We start from the raw sequence: 25,600 nt of genomic DNA on the forward strand, positions 1-25,600 counted from the left end.
GAACCTTCGGTATAACAGTCACCATCGGTCGTTTGTCCGTTGGTAAAAATAAATAATAAAATTGTAAAAAAAATGCTTGGTTATTTAGGGTTAAAACAACCTGATACAAAGATAGGGTAGACCAATAGGCTGTGAAATAGCCCACAATGTCTATTTTCTTCTAAGTGATAGTACTTAGTCAGGCTGGTTGCAGGATGGCTCTGTATAAAAATATAGGTATGCCGAGAGATGAACTAGATCAGCCCAACCTCTTTCAGCAGTCCTTCCATCTCTTTCTGAAGTAGCATGGCTTTGGCGCGAGCTGCGCCAGCAAAACGCATCGATTGGTCGGTGTAAAGAATTCCTCGGGCCGAGTTTACCAGTAGGCCACACTGACTATTCATGCCATACTTGGCCACATCGGCAAGGCTTCCGCCTTGCTCGCCAACTCCGGGAACCAGCAAAAAGTGGTCAGGTGCAATTTTTCTAATCTCTTTCAGCATTTCGGCACGCGTGGCTCCCACCACATACATCATATTGTTCTCGTTGCCCCATAGCATCGACTTGCTTAGCACTTCTTGGTACAAGCGTTTTCCGCTTTTGGCATTCTCAATTAGCTGAAAATCGTCGAAGCTGCTGTTTGAAGTAAGCGAAAGGAGTATAACCCATTTACCCTCGAAGGCAAGGAAAGGCTCTACCGTATCGTGACCCATATAGGGCGACAGGGTGATGGCGTGAAAATCGAGATGATTAAAGAATGTGCGGGCGTACATCCGTGAGGTGTTGGAAATATCGCCCCGCTTTGCATCTGCAATGGTAAAGATATTGGGATGTTTGGTACGGATATATTTTACGGTTTTCTGAAGGCTTGTCCATCCGGTTGCCCCATACTGCTCATAAAAAGCAAGGTTTGGCTTATAGGCCACGGCAAATTCAGCGGTAGCATCAATTATTGCCTTGTTAAACTCAAAAATGGGATCTTCTTTTGAAAGGAGAAACTCAGGAATGCGATTAAGGTCGGTGTCAAGCCCAACGCATAAAAAACTTTTCTTTAGCTTTATTTGCTCAAACAGTTGCGTTGCATCCATAATTTTCCGCTAGTTGAGTTTTTCCTTAATCCGTTAGCTATGTTTATACGTCGCTCATTTTAAGCCTTTCAGCATTCTCGGCCATCTGCAACTTTTCAATTATCTCATCAATTTCGCCGTCAATTATTGCCGAGAGGTTATAGAGCGTAAGGTTAATTCTATGGTCGGTTACCCTACCCTGCGGGTAGTTGTAAGTTCTTATTTTTGCAGAGCGATCGCCAGTTGAAACCATAGTTTTCCGCTTCGATGAAATTTCGTCGAGATACTTTTGGTACTCAAGATTGTATAGGCGGGTTCTTAGCTCTGCTAAGGCCTTATCGTAGTTCTTAAGCTGCGATTTTTGATCCTGACATTGTACTACAATACCCGATGGGATGTGCGTAAGGCGAATGGCCGAGTATGTTGTGTTAACACTCTGACCACCCGGCCCCGATGCACAAAACGTATCCTTGCGAATGTCCTCGGTTCTTAAATCGATATCAAACTCCTCGGCCTCAGGAAGCACGGCAACCGTTGCGGCTGATGTGTGAACCCTGCCCTGGGTTTCGGTTTGCGGTACGCGCTGTACACGGTGAACCCCCGATTCGTACTTTAGAACGCCATAAACACCATTACCCTTCACGTTTAGCACCACTTCTTTGTAGCCCCCAACGGTACCCTCCGAAAAGTGTGACACTTCGTACTTCCAACCCTTACGTTCAATATACTTGGTGTACATACGGTACAAATCGCCGGCAAAGATGCTGGCTTCATCGCCTCCAGTTCCCGCCCTTATCTCAAGTACTGAATTCTTACCATCCTGCGGGTCGGCTGGCACAAGCATAAGCTTAATGTCAGTTTCTAGCTGTTCCTGTTCATCCTCAAGGCTTTCAATTTCCATCTTGGCCATTTCGCGCATCTCCTCGTCCTTCTCGGTATTGAGCAACGATTTGGATGATTGAATATTGCTTAGGATGTTTTTGTACCTATCGTATGCCTCTACAATGGGCTCCAGTTCGCGGTACTCCTTATTAAGGCTAACGTATCTCTTCATGTCGGCCATCACGGCAGGATCGGTGATCTGCTGACCAATCTCTTCAAACTTTTGCCGTAGCCCTTCTAACTTCGATAGTATGTTGTTTTCGCTCATATCCCTTTGAAAATTGGTGCAAAGTTAGAATTTTTATTCCAATTCTGTTTACGCCAGTCATACATAGTTAATCGAAATGAAAATAATTATAGGCTCTAGTTTTTGGGTGTGCGATACGTGCGAGGCAATCTAATACCTCACTTTAAGGTAAGATATAAGGCTTGCTTCGTTTGAGCTGTGTTCTTTGGTAGCCTTTTGAAGTTGGAAAGTAGGGGGTAATTTACTGTTTCTCTTCGCAGTCCTTAACGTAAATTCTAACGGTTTTAATAGAGAAAATACCGGCGGTACCGTAAAAGATTACCGTGTCAAAAAAATCTCTTTTCTCAACCTTTTCGTAATCCGTTAGGTTAATCATTTTCTCTGTTGTTCTAAGGGGAACCATTTCCCAGAAAAGGGCAATATCTTTTCCCTTAGTATGTCGTTTGGGTCTACAGTCGGTGGCGTCGTAGTTACCTACGCTAACTCGTTGTGCTCCGCACGAGGTAAGGATTATAAAGGAAAGTGAAGCGGCGATAAGTTTAGCTGTTTTCATATTGTTATAATATCTTAGGGGCAAATTAAGGCAACTTGCGGATGCTACATCAAATTAAAACTAAATTATTCAATTTTCAAAGTGTTTTAGAAATTGCACCTGTATTTCATCAATAATTGTGCCTCTTATGGGTTGCATTCACCCCCTATTTTTGAAAAGTTTTCTATTTAATGCTCCTAAAAATATGGAAAGCGAAATGAAAAAGAACAGCTCAAATATGCCATTCATTCCAAATACGAACAACATTAATAGCGATCCTCCTACCACAAGATAAAACATTAAAATAGACCAACGATATACCTTTTGATCGCTAATGGAGAGGTGCTTAATAAATAGATACAGTGAAAGGGTGAGGGAGATGGCAAACCCTGCTGCTACTAGAATATGAAAAATCATAAGCACAGGTAGCCTCTCTAGGGAGGGGATGAGCACAGTTAACAGCAGGAACACTAGCGCCCAAACCAAAAGTCTTCGTGCCCTTTGGTTGTGAAACGACTTTAGCACGAATAGCCTGATGATGAAAAAAGTAAGTAGCAATCCTGTAACAATGCCCCATATTATGAAGTTAAGTCTATATCCCAGTCGGTTCCCTATCATGCTTAGCGTGTAGTAGAATGGCGATTCCTTAGTGCCAAATAGGTAAGTTCCCAGAGGAATCATTATAATGGCAAAAATAGCCAGCCAGGTCACCTCTTTGTTTTTAAAATGCTGCTTTTTCAGCTTACTAAGCATATCAATGGTTTTTGCGAGTTAATACTGTAGCTTATTCTTCGCAATACTATTTAAATTCGTATTGCTCTATACCTTATTTGCTGCTAAATAAAAAAACCCCAACCGTTTAGGTTGGGGTTTAGGGTGGTGCCACCAGGAATCGAACCGGGGACACACGGATTTTCAGTCCGTTGCTCTACCAACTGAGCTATGGCACCAGCGTTTTGCGGTTGCAAAAGTATGCAAATTTATTTTATCAGCAAATATTATGTATAAAAATATTCGCTGTTTTTAGCATCGCGTTTGATTATCAGATTTCTTAGCCTTACCCTACGATGTTATTTAGATTGATTCAATATAGCTTAGTGCGTTTAGTGGTGTTTAAAAGATGAGCGACGATACGTACCGTTAAAAATATCCCTTTGGCATATCGTTGTAATTCACTACGTTTGCAGTTCAAAATTTTTTACCCAATGACATTTGACAATTACACGCTACAAAACGGTATTAGAGTAATACATGGGCGTACCGACTCGCCGGTAGCGTACTGTTGTATGATGGTGAATGCTGGTACTAGGGACGAGATGGAGCATGAGCATGGGCTAGCGCATTTTATTGAGCACGTGCTGTTTAAGGGGACTAAACGTCGTAAAGCATACCATATAAATAGTAGGCTCGAGGATGTGGGGGGCGAGTTGAATGCATACACAACCAAGGAAGAGACGGTAATTCACTCAACTTTTTTAAAGGAGGATTACCATAGGGCAATTGAGCTTACATATGACATTCTCTTCCGATCAACTTTTCCCGAAAGGGAGTTGGTAAAGGAGAAGGATGTTGTGCTCGATGAGATAAACTCCTATAAGGACTCGCCCTCTGAGTTAATATTCGACGATTTTGAGGAGTTACTCTACCCCAATCACTCGTTTGGTAGAAATATTTTGGGTTCAAAGAAGTACATAAAACGTTTTTCACGGAATGATATTTTCAACTTTATTGAGCGGAATTACAATACCGATCAAATGGTTTTTTGCTCCATTGGTAACATCCCCTTTTCGAGGGTAGTGAAGTTGGCTGAACGTTATTTTGGCTCAATATCAGCAAATCTTCGTAAGGTAACTAGACTTGATATTCAACCCTCACAACCATTGGTGAGAGAGGTTCGTAAGCGCACCTATCAACAGCATTGCATTGTTGGGTGCAGAGCCTACGATTTGCACGACCCTAACAGGGTGGCCATGTACCTGCTGAACAATGTGCTTGGCGGGCCGGGTCAGAACTCACGCCTAAACCTGGCCCTTAGGGAGCGTACTGGTTACGCTTATAATGTGGAGTCGTCTTACACACCCTACTCCGACACCGGGGTTTTCAGCATTTATTTCGGTAGCGATAAATCTAATTTTGATAAATCCCTCGAAATGCTGCACACTGAGCTGCGCGTGCTTCGAGAGAAGAGGCTTGGCGTCCAGCAGCTAGCCAAAGCTAAAAGGCAGCTAATAGGGCAAATGGCCATTGCAGCCGAGAATAATGAATCGCTTATGCTCAGCGTTGCACGGAGCTATATGTTTTACAATTCGGTTGAAAGTTTTAGTGACATCAATGCTCGAATAGAGGCTATTACAACTGATAATCTGCTCAGAGTTGCCAACGAAATTCTTTCGCCCGAGAGCTTAACAACCTTAATTTACAAGTAATGGAAACCGGTTTGTATCACTCCAACGACATGGAGGACTACCTCTTAAAGCATACTACTCCCGAGGATAAAGTGCTGTATGAACTGAATAGACATACCCACTTAACTAGCTTGCAGCCACGTATGCTGAGCGGTCCAATCCAAGGAAAACTCCTTGAGATGCTAAGTAGGATGCTTAAGCCCCACAGAATACTCGAGATTGGAACATATACGGGCTACTCGGCTTTATGCTTGGTCAAAGGGCTAGCCGAAGGAGGACAGCTACACACCATTGAGGTTAACGATGAGGTTTGTGAAACAGCGCTGGATTTTTTTCGTAGGGCAGGAGCTGAGGGTAAGATAACTCTGCATGAGGGCAGCGCATTAGATGTTATTCCACAACTCGACGAGGTGTTCGATCTGGTCCTAATTGATGGAGACAAGCGGCAGTACCCTCAATACCTCGAGATGGTATTACCAAAGGTAAAATCCAATGGGTACATTTTGGCCGACAATGTGCTTTGGGGAGGAAAGGTTTTGCTAAACGAACCCGATGATGCTTACACTAAAGGTGTTATGGATTTTAATGATATGGTTGCCGATGACAACAACCTGGAGCAGGTTTTATTACCCTTGCGTGATGGATTGATGCTAATTCGTAAGCTGTAACCCATAATTCTGTTCATCTGGGGTAATGAACCAATTTACCAATCAGTTGTTTAAACATTACTAACAACGCAAAATGATTATGTATAGCATTAAGCAGCTCTATGTTCTTACCGGCATAAAGCCACATACCATAAGGGTTTGGGAGAAGCGATATAGTATGTTTTCCCCAGAACGAACCGATACTAATATCCGAAGATACTCCGAGGACGATCTGAGGCTGGCCCTTAATATTAAGATGCTTTTAAGCGTAGGTTACAAGATTAGCCGCATCTCTAGGATGTCGCAGGACGAGATGTCGACCATAATAAATCAGGGTAATAAATATGTTGGCCCGCCTCCAGTTCCCGAAAGTTTGCTCACTGCTGCCATTAATATGGATGAAGATTCCTTTGTGGGGAAGCTGAATGAGTTTATTCGTGAGCGAGGCTTCGAGTGGACATATGAAAACCTCTTGGTGCCCTTTCAGAAACGGATGGGGCTGCTTTGGCAGTCGGGAGGCATTGTCCCTGCTCAGGAGCATTTTACCTCAAACATACTTCGAAACGCTATAATAAAGGCTACACTCGATTTGGATGTGAAGACATCACACGAGAGCCGGATCCTTTTCTACCTGCCCGAGGGCGAGCTGCATGAAATAGGTCTGTTGTATTTCAACTATTTAGCCCTGTCAAGGGGCTACAGCACAACCTATTTGGGGCAAACAGTACCTGTTGATGATGTGATAAAGGTCGCGTCTAAGCAAGATATCAACGTACTTTTCGCCTCGTTTACCGTTTCTATGCCCAAGGATGTTTTTGCTAAGCACTTCGAAAAGCTCAAAAACGAGCTGCCAAAGGCTACACTAATTGTTACAGGCCACTTAGTAGAGGAGGGAGAACTGGAGCTGCCCAAGGGAGTGCTAAAGGTATCGTCGGCCAATCAGTTTACACAACTTTTAATTAAGCAGGTAAAGTAGTGAAGCGCTTTATTGTTTAGGTAATACACTGAAGGTCAGTAATTAACTCTCTATTCTGTCAGCTGTTTTTCTAACGGTCTGATAAACAGTTGTCACTGTTTATCTTTGTATTTTTTACCACAAAACATTTATTTAGAATTAATTTAGACAAGATTCCGTCAAGCATAGACAGATCAGTCTATACCTTTATCTTTTTATTTAGAATACACATAGATATCAGGCTGTTTGGAGTGGTTTCGATTTGGTTTTGTTTAATCCTGTCGTATATTTGCATAGACATTTATTTAGACTGATTAAAAATAAAACTTAAACCATATCATTATGTCAACAGCAGAATTCAACACAGCACTTATTGAGCTTGAGCCAAATCTTGAAAGATTTGCCTATAGTTTAACTGCAAATCCTGAGGATGCTCGCGACCTACTTCAGGAGACTTATCTTAAGGCCTTAACCTATAAGGATAAGTTTGAAGATAATACGAACATAAAGGCATGGACCTTCACCATAATGAAGAATACCTTTATTAACAACTACCGCAAGGCAGTTAAGCAGCGCACCACTTTCGATTCGAGCGATAACCAGTATCTGGTTAATGGGCGCACCTTCGATGAGGGCCCTGAGTCGACCTTCTCGCATAGCGAGATAAACCAAAAGGTGAACGAGCTCGACGACGATTTCCGCATCCCATTCCAGATGCACACCTCAGGGTATAAGTACAAGGAGATTGCCGATAAGCTTAACCTTAAGATTGGCACAGTAAAGAGTCGAATCTTTTTCTCGCGCCAGAAGCTTATGAATGCATTACCCGATTATCAATAGTTTTTCCATGTTTTAGTTTAGGTGTTTACAACAAGTTAGATTTGTTAGCAGCAGCGGGGCGATTCGGAAACGGATAGCCCCGTTTTATTTTTTCGATGTGGAGTGTGCTAATACAAAAAGCCTGACGAGTGGTCAGGCTTTGGTTTTGGTACCCGGAGCCGGGGTCGAACCGGCACAGCCGCAATGGCTACAGGATTTTAAGTCCTGCGTGTCTACCAATTCCACCATCCGGGCCCATTACGAAAAGAAAAGTGTTGATAGAAAAAAAGCGGACTGTATCCGCTTTAAATCTGTTGAGCGGAAAACGAGACTCGAACTCGCGACCCCAACCTTGGCAAGGTTGTGCTCTACCAACTGAGCTATTTCCGCAGTATGTCAATTTTTCTACACTTCACTAACCATCCCCTCAATTGCGAATGCAAAAATATTGTATTTAGCCAAACCAACCAAAAAAAATGAGGTTTTTTTTAACCAAACGAACAAAAAAATCCTTTTTTGCTGATTAACATCCTTTTATAACACAATGTTCCCGTGCTTTCGCGCAGGCTGTTGCTGGCTCTTATTTTGCGTAAGTTCCAAGGCTTGAACTAGTTTAGCTCTAGTTTGCTTAGGATAGATAATTTCGTCGATATACCCTAGCTCTGCTGCTTTGTATGGGTTGGCCAGCGTTTCGCGGTACTCGTCAATGAGATTTTGACGATCGGTTTCGTTACTTATGCTGTGCCTATGGATAATGTTAACCGCCCCCTCGGGACCCATTACGGCTATTTCGGCGGTGGGGTAGGCGAAGTTTACATCGGCACCCACCTGCTTGCTCGACATAACGCAGTATGCTCCACCATATGCTTTTCGAGTAATTACTGTTATTTTAGGTACTGTTGCTTCGGCGTATGCATAAAGAAGCTTTGCCCCATGTTTGATTATGCCATTTTCCTCCTGATTGACTCCTGGTAAAAATCCTGGGACATCAACATAAGTAATTAGCGGAATATTGAATGCATCGCAGAATCGAATAAATCTGGCAGCCTTAACCGAGGAGTCAATATCGAGCACACCTGCTAGGTAAGCAGGTTGATTGGCTACTATACCCACAGTTTGGCCTGCCAGCCGGCCAAATCCCACCACAATGTTCTTTGCAAAGTGTGCTTGTACCTCGAGGAAGTTTTTGTCATCGAGTACAACAAGCAGTAGATCTTTGATGTCATAAGGCTTATTGGGATCGGCTGGGACAATAGTTTGAAGCGACTCATCCTCCCTAAATGGGTCATCGGTTGTTGGGTACTCGGGGGCATGCTCCATATTATTGGCTGGGATAAAACCCATAAGCTCGCGAATCAGCATCAATGCTTGCTCCTCGTTATCGGCCATAAAATGCGCAACTCCGCTTTTGGCGTTGTGGGTGGTTGCTCCCCCAAGTTCCTCTTTGGTCACATCTTCATGGGTTACAGCTTTTATCACATCGGGACCCGTTACAAACATGTAGCTGGTGTCTTTCACCATGATGATAAAGTCGTTTAGGGCTGGGGAGTATACCGCTCCACCGGCACAGGGACCCATAACACAGGTAATTTGAGGAATTACCCCAGAGCTTCTCACGTTGTTGTAGAAAATCTCGGCATAACCGGCCAAACTTTGCACACCCTCTTGAATTCGTGCGCCTCCCGAGTCGTTGAGACCAATGATGGGAGTGCCGGTTTTAATTGCCATATTTTGCAATTTGATAATCTTATCGGCATTCGCTCGGCTAAGCGTGCCACCCAAAATGGTAAAGTCGTAGGCATAAACGTAAACCAGCTGGCCATCTATCTTCCCATACCCAGTTATAACTCCATCGCCTGGAATCCTTGTTTTTTCCAGCCCAAACTCATACGATCGGTGGGTAACCAGCTTATCAAATTCATTAAATGTATTTGGGTCTAAAAGCTCAGCTATGCGCTCGCGGGCACTCTGTTTCCCTGCAGCATGCTGTTTGGCAATACGTTCTTCGCCTGCTCCTTGCTCGGCTTGTTTTACTTTCTGCTCAAACAGGGAGTACTTTTTTTCTAAGCTATCCATATTTCTTTAGGTTATTCTAGTTCGATAAGTGGTTGGTTGTTGGCCACGGAGTCACCTTCGTTAACGTGTATCTTTTTAACAATACCATCCAGGGTTGCGTTGTAGTCGCTTTCCATTTTCATGGCCGATATAACAATAAGGGTATCACCCTTGGTAACCCTTTGCCCTTCAGACACAGGAATACGGACAACCTTACCGGGCATTGGGGTGGTGATTATCTTTTCGGTGGATTCTATGCTATCCTTATTCCTGCTCTTTTGGTATCGGCTTTGCGCATCAATAATTTCAACCTCATAGGCTGATGAGTAGGTGTTCACAAAGTAGTTTTTGGGGCCATTGCCCGGGATCATCTCTACGCTGTACGATTTTCCGTTGTGTAGGATCGAGTACACACCCTCTTCGACCATAACGATGTCAACCTCATATGCAATGCCATCCACATCAATTGTAGCCTTTGAGCCATCCTTTTTAACAAGACGGACATTCGCCTCGCGATCACCAATTTTAATATCTATTGCCATGGCTAAATCCTTTGAACTGATTTTTTTAGTGCGTACTCCTTCCATTTGTCGTTTGTACGCGTTAGGGTAAAGTCGCCCATTGCGGCCTTTTCCATTTTATTGGTATAGTCAATGTAGGTGGCAATTATGGCCATATCGACACTAACAGTTTTTTCGTTGGCACAAGGGGTAAGCAGCTCCTCGCTATGCTTTTCAATAAAATGAGTATCGTATTTTCCATCCCTGAAATTCTTATTCATCATAATTCGTTCAAGGAATTTTGTTGACGTTTTAACGCCTGTAATCTTATACTCATAAAGGGCTCTTCGCATTCTATCGATGGCCTCGGCACGAGTTCTGCCCCAGGTAATAACCTTGCTAATCATGGGGTCGTAGTGCATAGGAATTTCGTATCCTTCGTATACATATCCATCGGTTCTTATACCCAGACCGTTAGGCTCGCTGATGTGCCGAACAACGCCAGGGCTTGGCATAAAATTATTGAATGGATCCTCCGCCGATATACGGCACTCGATGGAGTGGCCAAACTGGAATACTTCCTCTTGTTTAAACGACAGTGGCTCACCCGACGCAATGTTTATTTGCTCTTTTACAATATCAATTCCGGTTGTTCTTTCGGTGATGGGGTGTTCAACCTGCAAACGCGTATTCATCTCAAGGAAGTAGAAATTCCGATTGGCATCCACAAGGAATTCGATAGTACCTGCGCCCTCGTAATTCACGGCTTTTGCAGCAGCAATTGCGGCTTCGCCCATTTGCTCTCGGAGCTCGGGGGTAATGAACGGTGATGGCGTTTCCTCCACCACCTTTTGATGGCGACGCTGAACAGAGCACTCCCGCTCAAAAAGGTGCACAGTGTTCCCTTGCTTATCGGCAAGGATTTGAAATTCGATGTGGTGTGGCGATTCGATGTACTTCTCGATGTAAACGGTATCGTTGCCAAACGACGACATGGCTTCGGATTGTGCCATTTTTACAGCAGAGAACAACTCCCTTTGATCTCGGACCAGGCGCATCCCTTTGCCACCGCCACCTGCCGATGCTTTTATCATTACAGGAAGGCCTATCTCCTCAACTATCTTTTTAATGTCATTGGGGTTTGTTACGCTTTTCTGTGTTCCGGGAACCACAGGCACACCTGCAGCTATCATGGTTTGCCGAGCAGTAATTTTGTCGCCCATTTGGGTAATGGCCTCACTCGATGGGCCAATAAATTTTATGCCCACCTCACTGCACCTACGTGCAAAATCAGCGTTCTCCGACAGAAAACCGTACCCCGGATGAATAGCATCCACTTTGGCTTGCAATGCAACCTGAATAATCTTTTCGGCAAAAAGGTAACTTTCACGCGATGGCGATGGGCCTATGTAGTAAGCCTCGCTGGCGTATCGAACATGCATTGCAGCACGGTCAGCATCAGAGAACACAGCAACAGAACGAATACCTAACTCCCTGCATGAGCGAATTATGCGCACAGCAATTTCGCCTCTATTGGCAATCAAAATCTTTTTAATCATAATTAGTCCCTTAGCATTATTTTGATTTGTTTCCCAACAAAACAATCAAAAGATGTTTGTTATCTCGTGGCAAATATAAACAGTAAATATGTTGTACGGCATATAAAAGTATAAATTTAATGCTGGGCAGCATACAGAATGTGTTTAACGATCGTTTAATCAGAAAATTAGATGAATAAAAAAAACTACTCAAAATGGTATTTTATAGATATTAATGATTTCATCTTCTTAGTTCATTTAATTAGCATCTCAAATATTGTAAACAATTTGCCTCTGGCTTTGGTTTAGGTGGTTGATAAAAGGGTTAAAAATTTCTACTTTTGGGAAAAATTAATGATTATGGGAGCATTTCATGCATACGACATTAGGGGCATTTACAATAAGGATTTTAACAAGGACGATGCCTACAAGATTGGATACTTTTTGGTAGAACTACTTAGCACCAAAAAGGTGTTGGTTGGCCGCGATGCGCGGGTTTCATCCGATGAAATTTTCGGATATCTAGCCAAAGGCATTACCGATGCGGGTGCCGACGTGTACGACGTTGGCTTGGCTACTACACCCATGGTGTACTACTCTACGGCCAAGTATGAGTTTAATGCATCGGTTCAAATAACGGCTTCGCATAACTCCAAGGAGTATAACGGCATGAAGGTATCGCGCGAGAATGCCTTGCCCGTAGGTTACGACACTGGACTTAAGCAAATTGAGCAGCGAATTAAGGAGGGTGCGCCCATCGTTAAGTCGCAAACGCCAGGCGAGATTAAAAAGCTTGATGTTAGGGGCGAGTACTTATCGTTTTTGAGAAAGTATGTTGCCGATTACAGCAATTTGCGTATTGGAATAGATTGCTCTAACGGTATGGCCGCATTGCTAATTAAGGAGTTACTGGGTGATGCACCAGTTTACATATACGATGAGCTCGATGGGACATTCCCAAACCATGAGGCCAATCCTTTAGTGCCCGAAAATGTGGTGGATTTACAAAACCTTGTAAAAAGCGAAAAGTGCGATATTGGGGTAATTTTTGATGGCGATGCCGACCGGGTGATGTTTGTTGATGAGAACGGCAGGTTTATCTCCCCTGACTTGATGATAGCCTTGCTTGGACACTATTTCCTTGAGGAGAAGGGCGAAAAGGGGTTAGTGTTGCAGGATATTAGAACCTCCAAAGCAGTGGGCGAGTACCTTAAACCGCTAGGAGGCGAGATGCGCACCTGGAGAGTAGGAAGGGCATTTGCTGCTCACAAGCTGCGCGAAATTGGAGGTATATATGGTGGCGAGCTGGCAGGCCATTACTACTTCCGCGACTTTTACTACTCCGACTCTGGCCTAATGGCGAGCCTTCTTATACTTGATGTTATTGCCAAGTTTAAAAAAGAGGGGTACACATTGTCGCAGCTAATCTCGCGAATTGAAACCTATGCCAACTCAGGTGAGATCAATTTCCGCATCGAGCGAAAGAAGGATGCTATGGATGCAGTTCGTGATCATTTCACATCGCTTGAAGAACCCACCGCCTCGTTCGATTTTGATGGCTACAGGGTGGAGTTCCCCGATTGGTGGTTCAACATTCGACCATCGAACACCGAGCCGTACCTTAGGTTTATTGCCGAGGCAAAAACTCAGGATATGCTGGACGAGAAGGTTGCAAAGGTAAAGGAGATTGTCAAAGGTCTATCGTAGTACGCTATAGCAATTGATAGGATTGATATGATGAAGGCTGCAAACAAAATCATTTGTTTGCAGCCTTATCTGTTTCGTTAGGTATTACTGGGCGCTGGCCAATAGCTCCTTGTAGGCTTTCGATTTGGCCACCGCTTGGTAAAGCTCCTTGTCATTCTTTATCTGGTCGACAAAGGATTGTGATATATTCTTCTTTGGCATCTCAACTAGCAGATATACGGTATGCGTCCCATTCCTCTCTGCTGTATGCTTCTCAATTACTCGCGTGTCATGCAGGTTTGCCACAACCGATTCTCGTATAACCTGAACCCTTTCCTTTAGCACCTTGTTGTTACGTACAACACTTTGGAGGCGGGTGGTTTGGGTTTCTATTGTTGGCTCAACTTGTTTGGCCAAAGCAACACTGGCATTAAGCCTAGCCTTACGTTCAGCCACATCAGGGGTTGACGATGACCCCTCACCAACAGCATAAAAACTACCTCCCGATTTGGGCGGATTTTTTACCCAATCCGGAGTTCGTTGTCCAAATAGTTGGCTGTAAGCAAGTATGGGCAACGCTACAATTACTAGTGCAATAATCCGTTTCATGGCTTGTCTTTTTAATGATACTGGTGATGTTATACATAATTCGTGCCAGTAGGCTTTATGTAATAAGATTGCTATTTTTGTGTTACACAAACAGCTGATATGTGGTTTATGCATAATTTTTTTTCAACTATTACCTTTTTACTTTTCACTATTACCCCATCGTTGGCTCAGGTTGAAAAAGAGTTGTTGTTTGCTGTTGATAAGCTAGAGCATCCCATAGAGAACTCGAAATGGCTGGATACTAATATTCCAACGGTTTATATTGATAAGTACAAACCTGAGGAGATTCGGACAATTACTTTGGCCAATGGCTACGCATTGTATGCTTTGGAGTCAAGCGCCAGCTTGCCTTTGTCCGAGAGTAGTAAAGTTCCTATTGAGGTAGATATTGTTTACACTCATTATCCAATTAGTAAGGAGGACTGGAGAACCAATTACTATGAACTTATGGCAAATAGGATAAAGGAGCTGATAGGTCTTGATTCTAGCCTTAACTCACCCCAGGTGCAATGGCGCTTGGTAAAGCAGACCAGCTGTACCAATGAGCTGCAAGCGCAAAGTCTATTCCACGGTGTTGTTATAAGGTACAAACATTCGCTGCCCAAAGCTTTGAGTATAATTACTGATGTTTCGGTACGTTTACCTATACTTTATCTCCCCAAAGCAAATCTGCTTGCAGCAAATGCTGTGGACAGTGAAGACATTGACAATGAGCATCTGAAATCGATTCTATACCCAAGCAGTGTTTATAATCGGGATATGAAGCAGTACATACCCCCAGCAACTAGGCGGAAGGGGGAGCCAGGGTGTCCCACATTTACAACCCGTGCCCATAGGCCAAGGCAGAGCCTTTGGTCAAGGCTTTTTCGCTAGCTAGTTTCCTTGCTAAACTCGGCAACTTCCAGCTCTATTCCTTTGCCTTGTGCGTATGTGCTAACCTTACTTTTAATCTCAATAACTTTAGCGTAGGGCAGCCAGCCCAGCTGTACCTTTTTACCTTTACCCGATTTTTTTGAGAAGGTAATGTACGTTGGCCCTATTCGAACCTTCTTAATCACGTCCCACATGATGCTAGTGGGTGTTTTCAGAAAGAATCCAAATTGGTACTCAATGGCAAAATCATCGGCTTTAAAATAAATTTTGGCTTTACGACCTGCGTATGCAAAGTAGATAAAGCCTAATCCGTAGATACCAAAAGCAAGAAAAATCCATTCTCTGGGATCGTTTTGCTGATTAAGAATTAGGAACGATAAAATTGCAGCGGCAAAGAATAGGACCATGAGGATTACCAAAAACTTTTTATACCTGTTGCCAGTTTCGGTTGTTTGGTTTAGGTTAATATTGAAGGGTTCCATGGGGTATTGGTTTTAAGGTTGATCAATTCCAAAGGTAAAATAATTTTTATCAGGATGTTTATCTTCTTAATATAAAAAAAGCCCCTGGGGAATTATCCAGAGGCTTTTGCATATGTGATTTATGAATGGTTACCAAGCAAACAAGGGGAATCCTTCCATTAGCTTATTTACCTTCTCGCGAACCGATGCGATAACCTTCTCATCGTCGATATTCGAGATAACCTCGTCAATCAGATCAACTATGGTAGCCATATGTTCCTCTTTAAGGCCACGGGTTGTAATAGCTGGAGTTCCCACCCTAATTCCTGAGGTTTGGAAAGGAGAACGAGAATCGAAAGGTACCATATTCTTGTTGATGGTGATATCTGCAATAACCAAAGTGTTTTCAACCTTTTTACCAGTTATTTCGGGGAATTTTGGTCTTAGGTCAATTAGCATGGAGTGATTGTCGGTTCCACCCGAAACCACCTTGTAGCCCTTATTAATAAATGCTTGCGCCATGGCGGCAGCATTCTTCTTCACTTGGGCTTGGTACTCTTTGTACTCGGGCTGTAGAGCCTCGCCAAAGGCAACGGCCTTAGAGGCAATAACGTGCTCAAGAGGACCACCCTGAACACCAGGGAAAACGCTGCTGTTTAGAACTTGCGACATCATCTTGGTAACCCCTTTAGGAGTTTTTAGTCCCCAGGGGTTTTCAAAATCTTTACCCATAAGGATAATACCACCACGTGGGCCACGTAGGGTTTTATGAGTTGTTGAAGTTACAATATGTGCGTATTGTACGGGGTTGTCTAGCAGTCCGGCAGCAATAAGCCCTGCAGGGTGTGCCATATCTATCATAAGGATTGCACCAATTTTATCGGCAATCTCGCGCATACGCTTGTAGTCCCATTCGCGTGAGTAGGCCGATGCACCACCAACAATAAGCTTGGGTTTGTGCTCAAGGGCAATCTTCTCCATCTGGTCGTAGTCAACCGTTTCGGTTTCTTTGCTCACCTCGTACGATAGGGCGTTATACCATATCCCCGACATGTTAACGGGCGATCCGTGCGACAGGTGTCCACCGTGCGACAGGTCTAATCCTAGGAAAGTATCGCCGGGTTGCATAACGGCCATGAATACGGCCATATTGGCTTGTGCTCCTGAGTGGGGCTGTACGTTGGCGTATTCAGCGCCAAAAAGTTCCTTAAGCCTATCGATGGCCAGCTGTTCGGTTTGGTCCACAATTTGGCATCCGCCATAGTAGCGAGCGCCAGGATATCCCTCGGCATACTTGTTGGTAAGAACCGACCCCATTGCCTCAAGCACTTGGGGGCTTACAAAATTTTCTGATGCTATCAGCTCAATGCCGTGCATCTGGCGTTGTTTCTCCTGATCAATCAGGTTGAAAACTGTATTATCTCTTTGCATAGCGAAATTTTTTTTGTAAAAGTAATAGTTTTAATGGAGTTGTTAAAACTATTATAAAGCATAGTTCCTAAGCTGCCAATACAAAAAAAACTTTTGGTTCAGCGATGTTTCAGGGATTAATGCAAATCATAAGGTTCTATTCCGTGGCACAAACCCTTAGGTTTCCATAATTACTTGTAGTAAAAGGTTAGTGACATCTCATTTAATGTCCGCCATTGATAATTGCAATATTCACTTTATGTGGTGAAAATCACCGATGAAAAATATAATTTTATCATATTATATGTTTGAAGGTCAGTGTTTAGAGTAGCCATACCCGGTGCTTAAATCTATTTCTGGTGTTTCCAACTCATTATGGTGGGGGAATTGTTCATACATTAATTTTGCGATGGAATCACTATCGCAAATACAGCCGTAACTTAGGTTGTATGAAATTTATTCAATTCGTTTATCAAAAAATATGTTGGATTAACCTTCCGTAATGGTGCGTTTGGTCATAAATACCGGTATGTACGGTAACCTATGGTGTGCCAACCGTATAAAATTAATAGTTCAAAACTAACTTTATTGAGCAACTAATATATCTAAACGTATAAATATATTTTACTATGGATCAGAATCATCAAATATACCAACTGTTGGGGGATCATTGGTTAACAGCTGTTGTATCCAAGAACGATTTGCTAGAGCTATTAACCAAGACCACTTTGGTTACTTACAGGAAAAGAGAAACCATTGTGAAACGAGGTGAATTCTCTCATCATTTGGTGTTCCTGCTAAATGGTTACGTTAAGCTTGAGATTGAGGAAGGCCGAAGAGATTTTATTATCGATATTGATAGTGGTATGAAATTTCTTGGGTTACCCCTAACGCTTACAATTGATAAGCATTTGTTCTCAATTGTTACGTTAACCGATGCCAAGGTTGTGTTTATTCCTGTTTCTGATATCCTAGAGCTAATGAAGAAAAACTCAAAGCTGACTTCAGAAATTATTAAGTGCGGAAACGAATCCTTTGTTACTCCGATGCTAGAGAAGCTAACCAGCTCGGCTCAGAATAATATCCGTGGAAGGCTTGCCAAGCTACTATTACACCTATCAACAAAGGTTCACAAGTCGAACAACTTTGCACTGCTGATAAGCCGGCTTGAAATATCGCATATGATCGGCTTCTCGCGTGAGAATGTGATTAGGGTGCTGGCAGAGTTTAATGCCGAGGGAATTTTACAAATATCAGGAAAGAGCATTGAAATTTTGGCTCCCGAAAGGCTCGAAGAAATTACCCGATATAGCTAACGACATTGGTTGCTACTCATCGGAGAACTGAACTAGCACATTACGATAAGCCGAAAATATTTTCGACTTAGACACAAACCCTACGTATTTTTTATCACCATCAATAACAGGTAGGTTCCACGCTCCAGTGGTTTCGAATTTATCCATAACCTTCTCCATGGGTTCATCAATAACGATGAACTCAGGAGGGGTGGTCATAAGTTCTTTTACCTTAGTTGATTCATACTTATCGGTGTCGAACATGAGCTCTCGCACATCGTCGAGTAGTACTATGCCTATAAGTTCATCCACTTCATCTACAACTGGGAATATGTTTCTTCGCGATTGGCTAATTGTTCGTACCAGTTTTCCCAAGGAGTCAGTTGAATGAACAACGCTAAAGTCTTTTTCAACCACATTGCCAAGCCTCAGTAGGGTGAGTACTGCCTTATCTTTGTGGTGAGTGATAAGTTCGCCTCTCGCGGCAAGTCGCTTAGTGTAAATTGAGTGGGGTTCAAAGTACATTATGGTGATGTAGGCAATGGTAGAGGTTATCATCAGGGGGATAAAGAGGGCGTAGCCACCCGTTAGTTCTGCTATAAGGAATATGGCTGTTAGGGGTGCATGCATCACTCCAGCCATCATACCCGCCATTCCTACCAGCGTAAAATTACCCTCGTTTAGCGATGTGCCCACGGTATTGTTCAACAATTTTGCCATGAAATACCCTGCTACTCCTCCCATAAATAGCGTTGGAGCAAATATACCGCCCACTCCTCCAGCTCCGGTGGTTGCAGCCATAGCAAATACCTTGAAAACGAGCAGTAGTGCCAACGAGGCCAAAACTATCCATACGTTATCACGAAGTGGATATAGCAAGCTGTTGTTGAGAATGGCCGAAGGTTCACCATCGAGTAACGATTGCAGCGTGTTAAAGCCCTCACCGTATAGCGGAGGGAACAGAAATATTAGTAGACCTAAAACCAGTGCACCAACCAGTACCCTTTTGTATGGATTGGTAATGCTGGTGAAACGGCCCTCAAACTGCATAGCAGTTTTGGTAAAGTAATATGATATTAGCCCACAAAAGATTCCCAGCAGAATAAAGAATGGGATTTTGTATAGGGCAAAGGGTTCAATAATCTCAAAGGCAAAGGTTACCTCTCGTCCAAGCAAAAAGTACGAAATGGTGGTGGCGGTAACAGCAGCAATTAGGAGAGGAACAATTGAGGCCATGGTAAGATCTAGCATAAGAACCTCTAGGGTGAAAACCAAGCCAGCCAAGGGAGCCTTAAAAATGGATGCAATGGCAGCAGCTGCTCCACAACCCAGCATTAGGGTTATGGTTTTGTAGTTAAGCTTAAAAAGCTGCCCTATGTTAGACCCAATGGCTGCTCCGGTAAGCACAATGGGTGCCTCGGCACCAACCGATCCGCCAAAGCCAATGGTTACGGTGCTCGATACTATTGATGTGTAAGTGTTGTGTCGTTTTAACTTGCTTCCTTTTTTGGAGATGGAATAAAGTATACGCGATACCCCATGCCCAATATCATCTTTAACAAAGTACTTGATGTAAAGAACGGTGATAATTATTCCAATGCCAGGTAATGCTAGGTATAGAAATCCAAGAGTTCCTTGCTCCATAATACGCTGAATCAAGTCGCGGGTCAGGTATACGGTATTTTTCAGTATAACCGCTGCCAATCCGCTAAGTATACCAACCACTACGCTCAGAATGAGGATTAACCTCTGCTGACCAAGCCTCTGCAGCGCATGTAGCCATGAGTTTAGCGTATCCTGAATTTTTGCCTTCATTATTTGAATTTGGGTTTGGGTTGCAAAATTAGCAAACCTTAACGTTCATACCTACAACTTTTGTTTTGTTTTCTGAAAAATCGGTTCTATTATTGCCGTAAGTTAGCAATTATGGAAAAGTTAAGGCCAACAATTATAACTTTTACAGTGCTTTTGAGCATAGTATCTTCAAGCATCTATTCGCAGGAGGTGGTTAGCTGTGCCATTAAAAACAATTCGTTTGGCTCCGGCGAGCAGCTAACCTATGTGCTGAGCTACACATGGTTTTTTATATGGACAGATGTGGGAGAGGCCACCTTTACTGTTAAGCAGGATGAAAAGTTTGGGCAGGACGCATTACATCTGCATACCTATGGAATGTCGTATCCATTTTATGATGTTTTTTTTAAGGTTCGCGATATATACGAGTCTTGGGTCGACCCCAACAGCCTTCAACCAATATATTTTAATCGCGATATCAACGAGGGGGGGTATACCAAGGAGAATGAGTATGTTTTCGACTGGGAGAATGGATTGGTAAACGCTCGTATCCGAAGGCGGGGAGGGGAGAACCGTTTTTACGAAGTGCCAGTAAATCCTTGTACCTACGATGTGGTAACCGCAATATACGTTGCTCGCAACCTAGATTTCAGTAACCTTAGCCCTAACCAGTCGTTTCCCGTTGATGTGATGCTCGACCGCGAGGTGTACAATGTTAGCTACACCTATATGACACGTGAGCTTAAGAAAATTAAGAACATAGGAACATTTAGTACCCTAAAGTTTAGGGTTGAACTTGTTGCCGGCGATGTGTTTAAAGAGGGGCAGTACCTTTTCGTTTGGGTAACCGACGATGCGAATAGGATCCCAGTCTACATTGAGTCTCCCATTAGAGTTGGCACAGTTAAAGCTCGTATTTTAAATTGGGAAGGCCTTAAGTACAACCTAACCTCAAAGGTAAATTAGTTAATTCCCTTGTTTTACAGTACTTGTAATTTGTGCCGCATACATATAGCGGCACAAATTATTAGGTTTAATTACTATGATTGAGTAGTAAACTAATTGCAAACTCCTTTCGCAATCTCAACAATATTGTTTGCTCTACCCATGGTGTACAGATGAATTAGCGGTGCTCCGTTTGCCAGTAGCTCCTTTGCCTGCGCTGTGCACCATTCAACCCCCAGCTGCCACACATCGGAATTGGTAGCGCATCTGCTCATGGCTTTCGATAGTTCAGTGGGTATAGTAACCCCAAACATCTTAGGTAAAATATTTTGATGTTGCTTTATGGCAACAGGTTTTAGCCCCGGAATAATGGGCACAGTTATACCTGCCTTTCGGCATCTATCCACAAAGTCGAAGTACACGTTATTGTCAAAAAACATTTGGGTTACAATGTACTCGGCGCCAGCATCAACTTTTTGCTTGAGGTGAAAAAGATCGGCATCGGGGTTGGGCGATTCCTGATGTTTCTCGGGGTAGCCGGCAGCGCCAACCGAGAAGTGTGTTGGGCTGGGGTTATCGATATACCTCTCAAGGTAATCGCCTTGGTTCATCCTCATTATCTGGTGTAGCAAGTCGATAGCATGGGTGTGCCCCTCATGATGAGGTTCGAACTGCCCAGTAATTTTGTCGCCATCGCCCCGGAGAACAAGCAGGTTACGGATGCCCAAAAAATCGAGGTCGATAAGCGCATCCTCGGTTTCGTGCTGCGAGAAGCCACCACAGATAATGTGCGGCACAACATCTACCCTGTATTTCTCCTTTATAGCTGCTGCAATGCCCACCGTGCCCGGGCGTTTACGGACAACTGCTGGAACTTTTTTTCCATTCTGGGTAAGGTATGTTAGCTCCTCGCGGTGGTATGTTATGTTGATGTAGGGTGGGGCGAACTCCATCAGCTGGTCCAGGGTTGAGAAGATGGTATCGATGCTACTTCCCTTAACCGGTGGAAGCAGTTCGAACGAAAGGGGCGAGCCCTTTAGGTTATTTAGATGTTCTGGAATTGTCATTGTTTATCATTTCTATAGAACACGGATGACGCGGATTAAACAGATGAACACGAATAAAATTTATTTTAGTAATCTGCGAAAATCAGCAATATCAGTGTCATCAGTGTTCTATGTTATTAGGTATGAATTTTTCTGTTTCTATAGTCTCTCTGCCCATGCGTTGAGAGTAATCGTCAAGTTGCTCTTGGTCAATTTTCCCAACGTCGAAGTACTTTGATTGCGGATGAGCAAAGTAGTATCCCGATACCGCTGCGGCGGGTATCATCATCATACTCTCGGTTAGCTGTATTTTTGCATTTTCCTGCGCATTAAGTATGCTAAAAATAGTTGCCTTTTGCCTATGATCGGGGCAGGCCGGATAGCCCGGAGCGGGTCGAATGCCTTGGTACTTCTCCTTGAGCAGTTCGTTTGGCCCAAAATGTTCGTTAGGGGCGTAGCTCCATACTTCTTGGCGCACTTTTTTATGCAAAGTTTCGGCAAAAGCCTCGGCTAGCCTGTCCGCCAATATTTTTACCATCAGCGCATTGTAGTCGTCGCCTTGGGCGGCATACCCGTTTGCCAGCTCGTTGGCACCAAAACCTGTCGATACGGCAAAAAAGCCAATCCAATCGGGTGTTCCCGAGTTGGCTGGTGCTACAAAATCGGCTAGGCATAGGTTTGGTTCTCCATCGGCCTTTGGTTGTTGATTTCTGAGTTGAGGTAGTATGTGTTGCACTTTTTTTCTCGACTCATCTTCGTAAACCAAAATATCATCGCCTAGCGATGCTGCTGGGACAATGGCTACAACTCCATTGGCCGTAAGCAATTTTTGTTCAATGATTTTACCGAGTAGCGCATTGGCATCGTTAAAAAGCTTTGTAGCCTCGATTCCCTTAACAGCATCGGTAAGTATTTGCGGATATTTTCCCTTAATTTCCCATGAATGGAAAAAGAATGTCCAGTCGATATACTCCCTGAGCTCGTTTAGTGAGTAGCTGCTGAAGGTTTGTACACCCAAAAACTTAGGCTTTTTAGGTTGATATTGGTTGCTACCGTACTCCAATCTATTATTACGAGCATTGGCAAGCGATATAAGAGTTGTTGATTTTGCTGTATGCTTAGCAATGGCATGGTTATATTCGTTGTTAATCTGCTCTAAAAAATCGGTTTTATGTTTGGGCGATAGCAGCTTAACGGCTACCTCGCTTGCCTGCGAAGCATCCTTTATGTGAATCACTCCGCCGCTGTATTTATTGTTTATTTTTAGCGCCGTATGCAATTTCGATGTGGTTGCACCGCCTACCATTAGCGGAATTTGCATCTGGTTTTGCTCCATTTCGGAAGCTATGTGGGTTATCTCGTCGAGCGATGGGGTGATAAGCCCGCTAAGCCCAATAATATCGACCTTGTGATTGATGGCTTCTTCAATAATTTTTTCGCAAGGAACCATAACGCCAAGGTCAATTATTTCGAATCCGTTGCAGGCCAGCACCACGCTTACAATGTTTTTTCCAATATCGTGTACATCACCCTTAACCGTGGCAAGCATTATTTTGCCGCGCGAAACCGACTGCTTTTCCCGTTCCATTATGGGTTCGAGAATGCCCACAGCCATTTTCATTACCCTGGCACTTTTTACAACCTGTGGCAAAAACATACGACCCGAGCCAAACAGCTCGCCAACGGTTTTCATACCATCCATTAGCGGTTCTTCAATTATTTGAAGAGCCGATCTGTAAGTCTGTAGCGCAGCGTTTACATCGTCATTAATAAATTCTGTAATGCCTTTAACCAGCGCGTGTTCCAAGCGTTTTGCAACGGGCCAGCTTCGCCACTCAAAGGTCTTGCTGCTATCTATTCTCTCGTCTTTTACGTTTTGAGCATAGATTAAAAGCCTTTCGGTTGCATCTGCTCGTCGGTTTAGCACCAAATCTTCAGCTAGCTCAAGTAGCTTGGGCTCAATCTCGGTGTAAACCTGAAGCTGCGATGGATTTACAATGGCCATATCCATTCCAGCCTTTATGGCGTGGTAAAGAAAAACGGAGTGAATGGACTCGCGAACGGTATTGTTACCCCTAAAAGCAAACGATAGGTTGCTAACGCCTCCGCTAATCTTGACATAAGGAAGGTTTTCTTTTACCCATTGCGTCGACTCAATAAAGCTAACAGCATAGTCGGCGTGCTCTTTCATTCCCGTTCCAACGGCCAGAACGTTGGGGTCGATAATTATGTCGCAGGGATTTACACCTACCTTTTGGGTAAGGATTTTATAGCTCCGTTGGGCAATTTCAATTCTACGCTCGATGTTGTCGGCCTGTCCGCTCTCATCAAAAAGCATAACCACCATGGCTGCGCCGTAACTTTTTATGATTTTGGCCTGCTCAACAAACTTTTCTTCGCCCTCTTTTAGGCTTATGGAGTTTACAATACACTTGCCCTGTATGCATTTTAGCCCTGCCTCAATTATGCTAAATCGCGATGAGTCGATCATGAACGGTACTTTGCAAATATCGGGCTCAGAGGCAAGGTAGTTTAAAAAGGTTACCATAGCCCGTTCGCCGTCAATAATAGCATCGTCCATACAAATGTCGATAACTTGGGCACCACCATCTACCTGCTGACGAGCCACGGCAATGGCTTCCTCGTATTTGTTTTCGGCTATTAGTCTTGCAAATTTTCGAGAACCAGCCACATTGGTGCGCTCGCCAATGTTTACAAAGTTGGTGTCGGGACGGATTTCGAGTATCTCCAGACCGCTAAGCCTGGTGTACCTAGGCGTTTTGGGTGCTGTACGGGGCTTGTAGCCCTCTACTGCCTTGGTTATGTGCTTAATGTGCTCGGGCGATGTGCCACAACAACCCCCCACAATATTTAACAAACCTTTATTGAGCATTCGGTCAATTAGGTTGGCCATTTCGCGAGCCGATTGGTCGTACTCGCCCAGCTCGTTGGGTAGCCCAGCGTTGGGGTGAGCGCTTACAAAGTACTCGGTGTTTGCAGCTAACTCCTCAATGTATGATATTAGCTGCTCAGCACCCATTGCGCAGTTTAACCCTATGCTAAAGAGTGGGTAATGGCTAACCGACTCGATAAACGCCCGCAGGGTTTGACCCGCTAGGGTACGCCCGCTAGCATCGGTAATTGTTCCCGATACCATTACGGGAATATCAACATTTTTAAGGCTAGTGGCTTGCTCAATGGCAAAAAGCGCGGCTTTGGCGTTAAGCGTATCGAAGATTGTTTCAACCAGCAGAATATCTGCACCGCCTTCTATTAGTCCAAGTGCCTGCTCTTTGTAGGCATAGGCAAGGGTGTCGAATGTTACTGCTCGGTAGGCTGGGTTGTTCACATCGGGCGATATGGATGCCGTGCGATTTGTTGGCCCCATTGAGCCAGCAACAAATCGTGGTTTATCGTGGTTTGCTGTTGTAAACTCATCGGCAACTTTACGGGCAATCTGAGCCGCTACTCTATTAATCTCAAAAACCAGATGCTCAGTTCCGTAGTCGCTTTGCGCTATTGACGTAGCATTAAAGGTGTTGGTTTCAATAATATCGGCACCCGCCTCAAGGTAAGCTCGGTGAATCTCCTCAACCACATTGGGGCGGGTTAGAGATAATATATCGTTGTTGCCCTTTAGGTTGTTTGGGTGATTTTTAAATTGGTCTCCTCTAAAATCATCCTCGGTTAACCTATATCGTTGCAGCTGAGTTCCCATTGCCCCATCGAGAATAAGGATGCGTTGGGATGCTATTTTGATTAGTGCTTTTTTTCTTGACATATCAGTTTGATTATAGAATTAGGATTAACGTATGATGATTTAAGAAGTGGATATGCTCGGTACATTAATTCCGA

Annotated in this window: 21 protein-coding genes and 3 tRNA genes; 8 read left to right on the top strand and 16 right to left on the bottom strand. The window is 43.7% G+C overall.

Going from position 1 to position 25,600, the window contains the following annotated elements; translation table 11 throughout:
• Window positions 1-233: 233 nt before the first annotated feature.
• The 5 genes from pyrF to G8O23_RS08545 all read right to left on the bottom strand — a co-directional run bounded on the left by pyrF (window position 234) and on the right by G8O23_RS08545 (window position 3,657).
• A complete protein-coding gene (pyrF, locus tag G8O23_RS08525; RefSeq protein ID WP_166363773.1) occupies window positions 234-1,067 on the bottom strand; it encodes an orotidine-5'-phosphate decarboxylase in 834 nt (277 codons plus the stop codon).
• A 43-nt stretch (window positions 1,068-1,110) separates the two neighbouring features.
• Window positions 1,111-2,196, bottom strand: coding sequence for a peptide chain release factor 1 (gene prfA, locus G8O23_RS08530; RefSeq protein ID WP_166363775.1), 1,086 nt, complete (start codon window positions 2,194-2,196; stop codon window positions 1,111-1,113).
• A 220-nt stretch (window positions 2,197-2,416) separates the two neighbouring features.
• Window positions 2,417-2,728 carry a hypothetical protein gene (locus tag G8O23_RS08535; RefSeq protein ID WP_166363777.1) on the bottom strand — a complete coding sequence of 104 codons (312 nt, stop codon included), beginning with the start codon at window positions 2,726-2,728 and terminating at the stop codon, window positions 2,417-2,419.
• A gap of 138 nt (window positions 2,729-2,866) precedes the next feature.
• Window positions 2,867-3,460 carry a hypothetical protein gene (locus G8O23_RS08540; protein WP_166363779.1) on the bottom strand — a complete coding sequence of 198 codons (594 nt, stop codon included), beginning with the start codon at window positions 3,458-3,460 and terminating at the stop codon, window positions 2,867-2,869.
• Between the two features lie 124 nt (window positions 3,461-3,584).
• Window positions 3,585-3,657, bottom strand: a tRNA-Phe gene (locus G8O23_RS08545).
• Window positions 3,658-3,912: 255 nt separating this feature from the next.
• Here G8O23_RS08545 and G8O23_RS08550 point away from each other — a divergent pair.
• From G8O23_RS08550 to G8O23_RS08565, 4 genes are all read left to right on the top strand, one after another.
• On the top strand, window positions 3,913-5,133 hold the full coding sequence (locus tag G8O23_RS08550; RefSeq protein WP_166363781.1) for a M16 family metallopeptidase: 1,221 nt from the start codon (window positions 3,913-3,915) through the stop codon (window positions 5,131-5,133).
• Complete coding sequence (locus G8O23_RS08555) at window positions 5,133-5,780, top strand: O-methyltransferase (protein ID WP_166363783.1); 648 nt, start codon at window positions 5,133-5,135, stop codon at window positions 5,778-5,780. The genes G8O23_RS08550 and G8O23_RS08555 overlap by 1 nt, the downstream gene beginning before the upstream one ends.
• A gap of 79 nt (window positions 5,781-5,859) precedes the next feature.
• Complete coding sequence (locus G8O23_RS08560; RefSeq protein ID WP_166363785.1) at window positions 5,860-6,735, top strand: MerR family transcriptional regulator; 876 nt, start codon at window positions 5,860-5,862, stop codon at window positions 6,733-6,735.
• 321 nt (window positions 6,736-7,056) lie between these two features.
• Window positions 7,057-7,554 (top strand): RNA polymerase sigma factor, encoded by a 498-nt coding sequence (locus G8O23_RS08565; RefSeq protein WP_166363787.1) that lies wholly within the window; start codon window positions 7,057-7,059, stop codon window positions 7,552-7,554.
• A gap of 146 nt (window positions 7,555-7,700) precedes the next feature.
• Here the strand turns inward: G8O23_RS08565 and G8O23_RS08570 are convergent.
• From G8O23_RS08570 to accC, 5 genes are all read right to left on the bottom strand, one after another.
• Window positions 7,701-7,788, bottom strand: a tRNA-Leu gene (locus tag G8O23_RS08570).
• A gap of 62 nt (window positions 7,789-7,850) precedes the next feature.
• Window positions 7,851-7,923, bottom strand: a tRNA-Gly gene (locus G8O23_RS08575).
• A 144-nt stretch (window positions 7,924-8,067) separates the two neighbouring features.
• Window positions 8,068-9,609, bottom strand: a complete 1,542-nt coding sequence (locus G8O23_RS08580; RefSeq protein WP_166363789.1) for an acyl-CoA carboxylase subunit beta — start codon at window positions 9,607-9,609, stop codon at window positions 8,068-8,070.
• An 11-nt stretch (window positions 9,610-9,620) separates the two neighbouring features.
• Window positions 9,621-10,130 carry a biotin/lipoyl-containing protein gene (locus tag G8O23_RS08585; protein ID WP_166363791.1) on the bottom strand — a complete coding sequence of 170 codons (510 nt, stop codon included), beginning with the start codon at window positions 10,128-10,130 and terminating at the stop codon, window positions 9,621-9,623.
• A 2-nt stretch (window positions 10,131-10,132) separates the two neighbouring features.
• Window positions 10,133-11,647, bottom strand: a complete 1,515-nt coding sequence (accC, locus tag G8O23_RS08590; RefSeq protein WP_166363793.1) for an acetyl-CoA carboxylase biotin carboxylase subunit — start codon at window positions 11,645-11,647, stop codon at window positions 10,133-10,135.
• A gap of 339 nt (window positions 11,648-11,986) precedes the next feature.
• Here accC and G8O23_RS08595 point away from each other — a divergent pair, with 339 nt between their 5' ends.
• Complete coding sequence (locus tag G8O23_RS08595) at window positions 11,987-13,333, top strand: phosphomannomutase/phosphoglucomutase (RefSeq protein ID WP_166363795.1); 1,347 nt, start codon at window positions 11,987-11,989, stop codon at window positions 13,331-13,333.
• Window positions 13,334-13,417: 84 nt separating this feature from the next.
• Here G8O23_RS08595 and G8O23_RS08600 read toward each other — a convergent pair whose 3' ends face one another.
• Window positions 13,418-13,921, bottom strand: coding sequence for an LPP20 family lipoprotein (locus G8O23_RS08600; protein WP_166363797.1), 504 nt, complete (start codon window positions 13,919-13,921; stop codon window positions 13,418-13,420).
• Between the two features lie 108 nt (window positions 13,922-14,029).
• Between G8O23_RS08600 and G8O23_RS08605 the strand changes: the two genes are divergently transcribed.
• Window positions 14,030-14,794 (top strand): hypothetical protein, encoded by a 765-nt coding sequence (locus G8O23_RS08605; RefSeq protein WP_166363799.1) that lies wholly within the window; start codon window positions 14,030-14,032, stop codon window positions 14,792-14,794.
• Here G8O23_RS08605 and G8O23_RS08610 read toward each other — a convergent pair.
• Together G8O23_RS08610 and glyA are read right to left on the bottom strand one after the other, a co-directional pair.
• Window positions 14,791-15,276, bottom strand: a complete 486-nt coding sequence (locus tag G8O23_RS08610; RefSeq protein WP_166363801.1) for a hypothetical protein — start codon at window positions 15,274-15,276, stop codon at window positions 14,791-14,793. The two genes, G8O23_RS08605 and G8O23_RS08610, sit on opposite strands and share 4 nt — an antisense overlap.
• A 129-nt stretch (window positions 15,277-15,405) precedes the next feature.
• Window positions 15,406-16,686: a serine hydroxymethyltransferase gene (gene glyA, locus G8O23_RS08615; protein WP_166363803.1), complete on the bottom strand. Its 1,281-nt coding sequence runs from the start codon at window positions 16,684-16,686 to the stop codon at window positions 15,406-15,408.
• Between the two features lie 608 nt (window positions 16,687-17,294).
• Here glyA and G8O23_RS08620 point away from each other — a divergent pair.
• On the top strand, window positions 17,295-17,981 hold the full coding sequence (locus G8O23_RS08620) for a Crp/Fnr family transcriptional regulator (protein WP_166363805.1): 687 nt from the start codon (window positions 17,295-17,297) through the stop codon (window positions 17,979-17,981).
• Window positions 17,982-17,993: 12 nt separating this feature from the next.
• Here the strand turns inward: G8O23_RS08620 and G8O23_RS08625 are convergent, their stop codons facing one another.
• Window positions 17,994-19,775: a chloride channel protein gene (locus G8O23_RS08625; protein WP_166363807.1), complete on the bottom strand. Its 1,782-nt coding sequence runs from the start codon at window positions 19,773-19,775 to the stop codon at window positions 17,994-17,996.
• 111 nt (window positions 19,776-19,886) lie between these two features.
• Between G8O23_RS08625 and G8O23_RS08630 the strand changes: the two genes are divergently transcribed.
• Window positions 19,887-20,720 (top strand): DUF3108 domain-containing protein, encoded by an 834-nt coding sequence (locus G8O23_RS08630; RefSeq protein ID WP_166363809.1) that lies wholly within the window; start codon window positions 19,887-19,889, stop codon window positions 20,718-20,720.
• A 92-nt stretch (window positions 20,721-20,812) separates the two neighbouring features.
• On the opposite strand, the gene G8O23_RS08635 is transcribed toward G8O23_RS08630, so the two are convergent.
• Together G8O23_RS08635 and metH are read right to left on the bottom strand one after the other, a co-directional pair.
• Window positions 20,813-21,766, bottom strand: a complete 954-nt coding sequence (locus tag G8O23_RS08635) for a methylenetetrahydrofolate reductase (RefSeq protein ID WP_166363811.1) — start codon at window positions 21,764-21,766, stop codon at window positions 20,813-20,815.
• Between the two features lie 100 nt (window positions 21,767-21,866).
• The gene (metH, locus tag G8O23_RS08640) at window positions 21,867-25,526 is read right to left on the bottom strand and encodes a methionine synthase (protein ID WP_166363813.1); all 3,660 of its coding nucleotides are present in this window, start codon (window positions 25,524-25,526) and stop codon (window positions 21,867-21,869) included.
• Window positions 25,527-25,600: the final 74 nt, after the last annotated feature.

Origin of the sequence: Perlabentimonas gracilis, assembly GCF_011174675.1 — a bacterium.
Lineage (GTDB): Bacteria > Bacteroidota > Bacteroidia > Bacteroidales > Tenuifilaceae > Perlabentimonas > Perlabentimonas gracilis.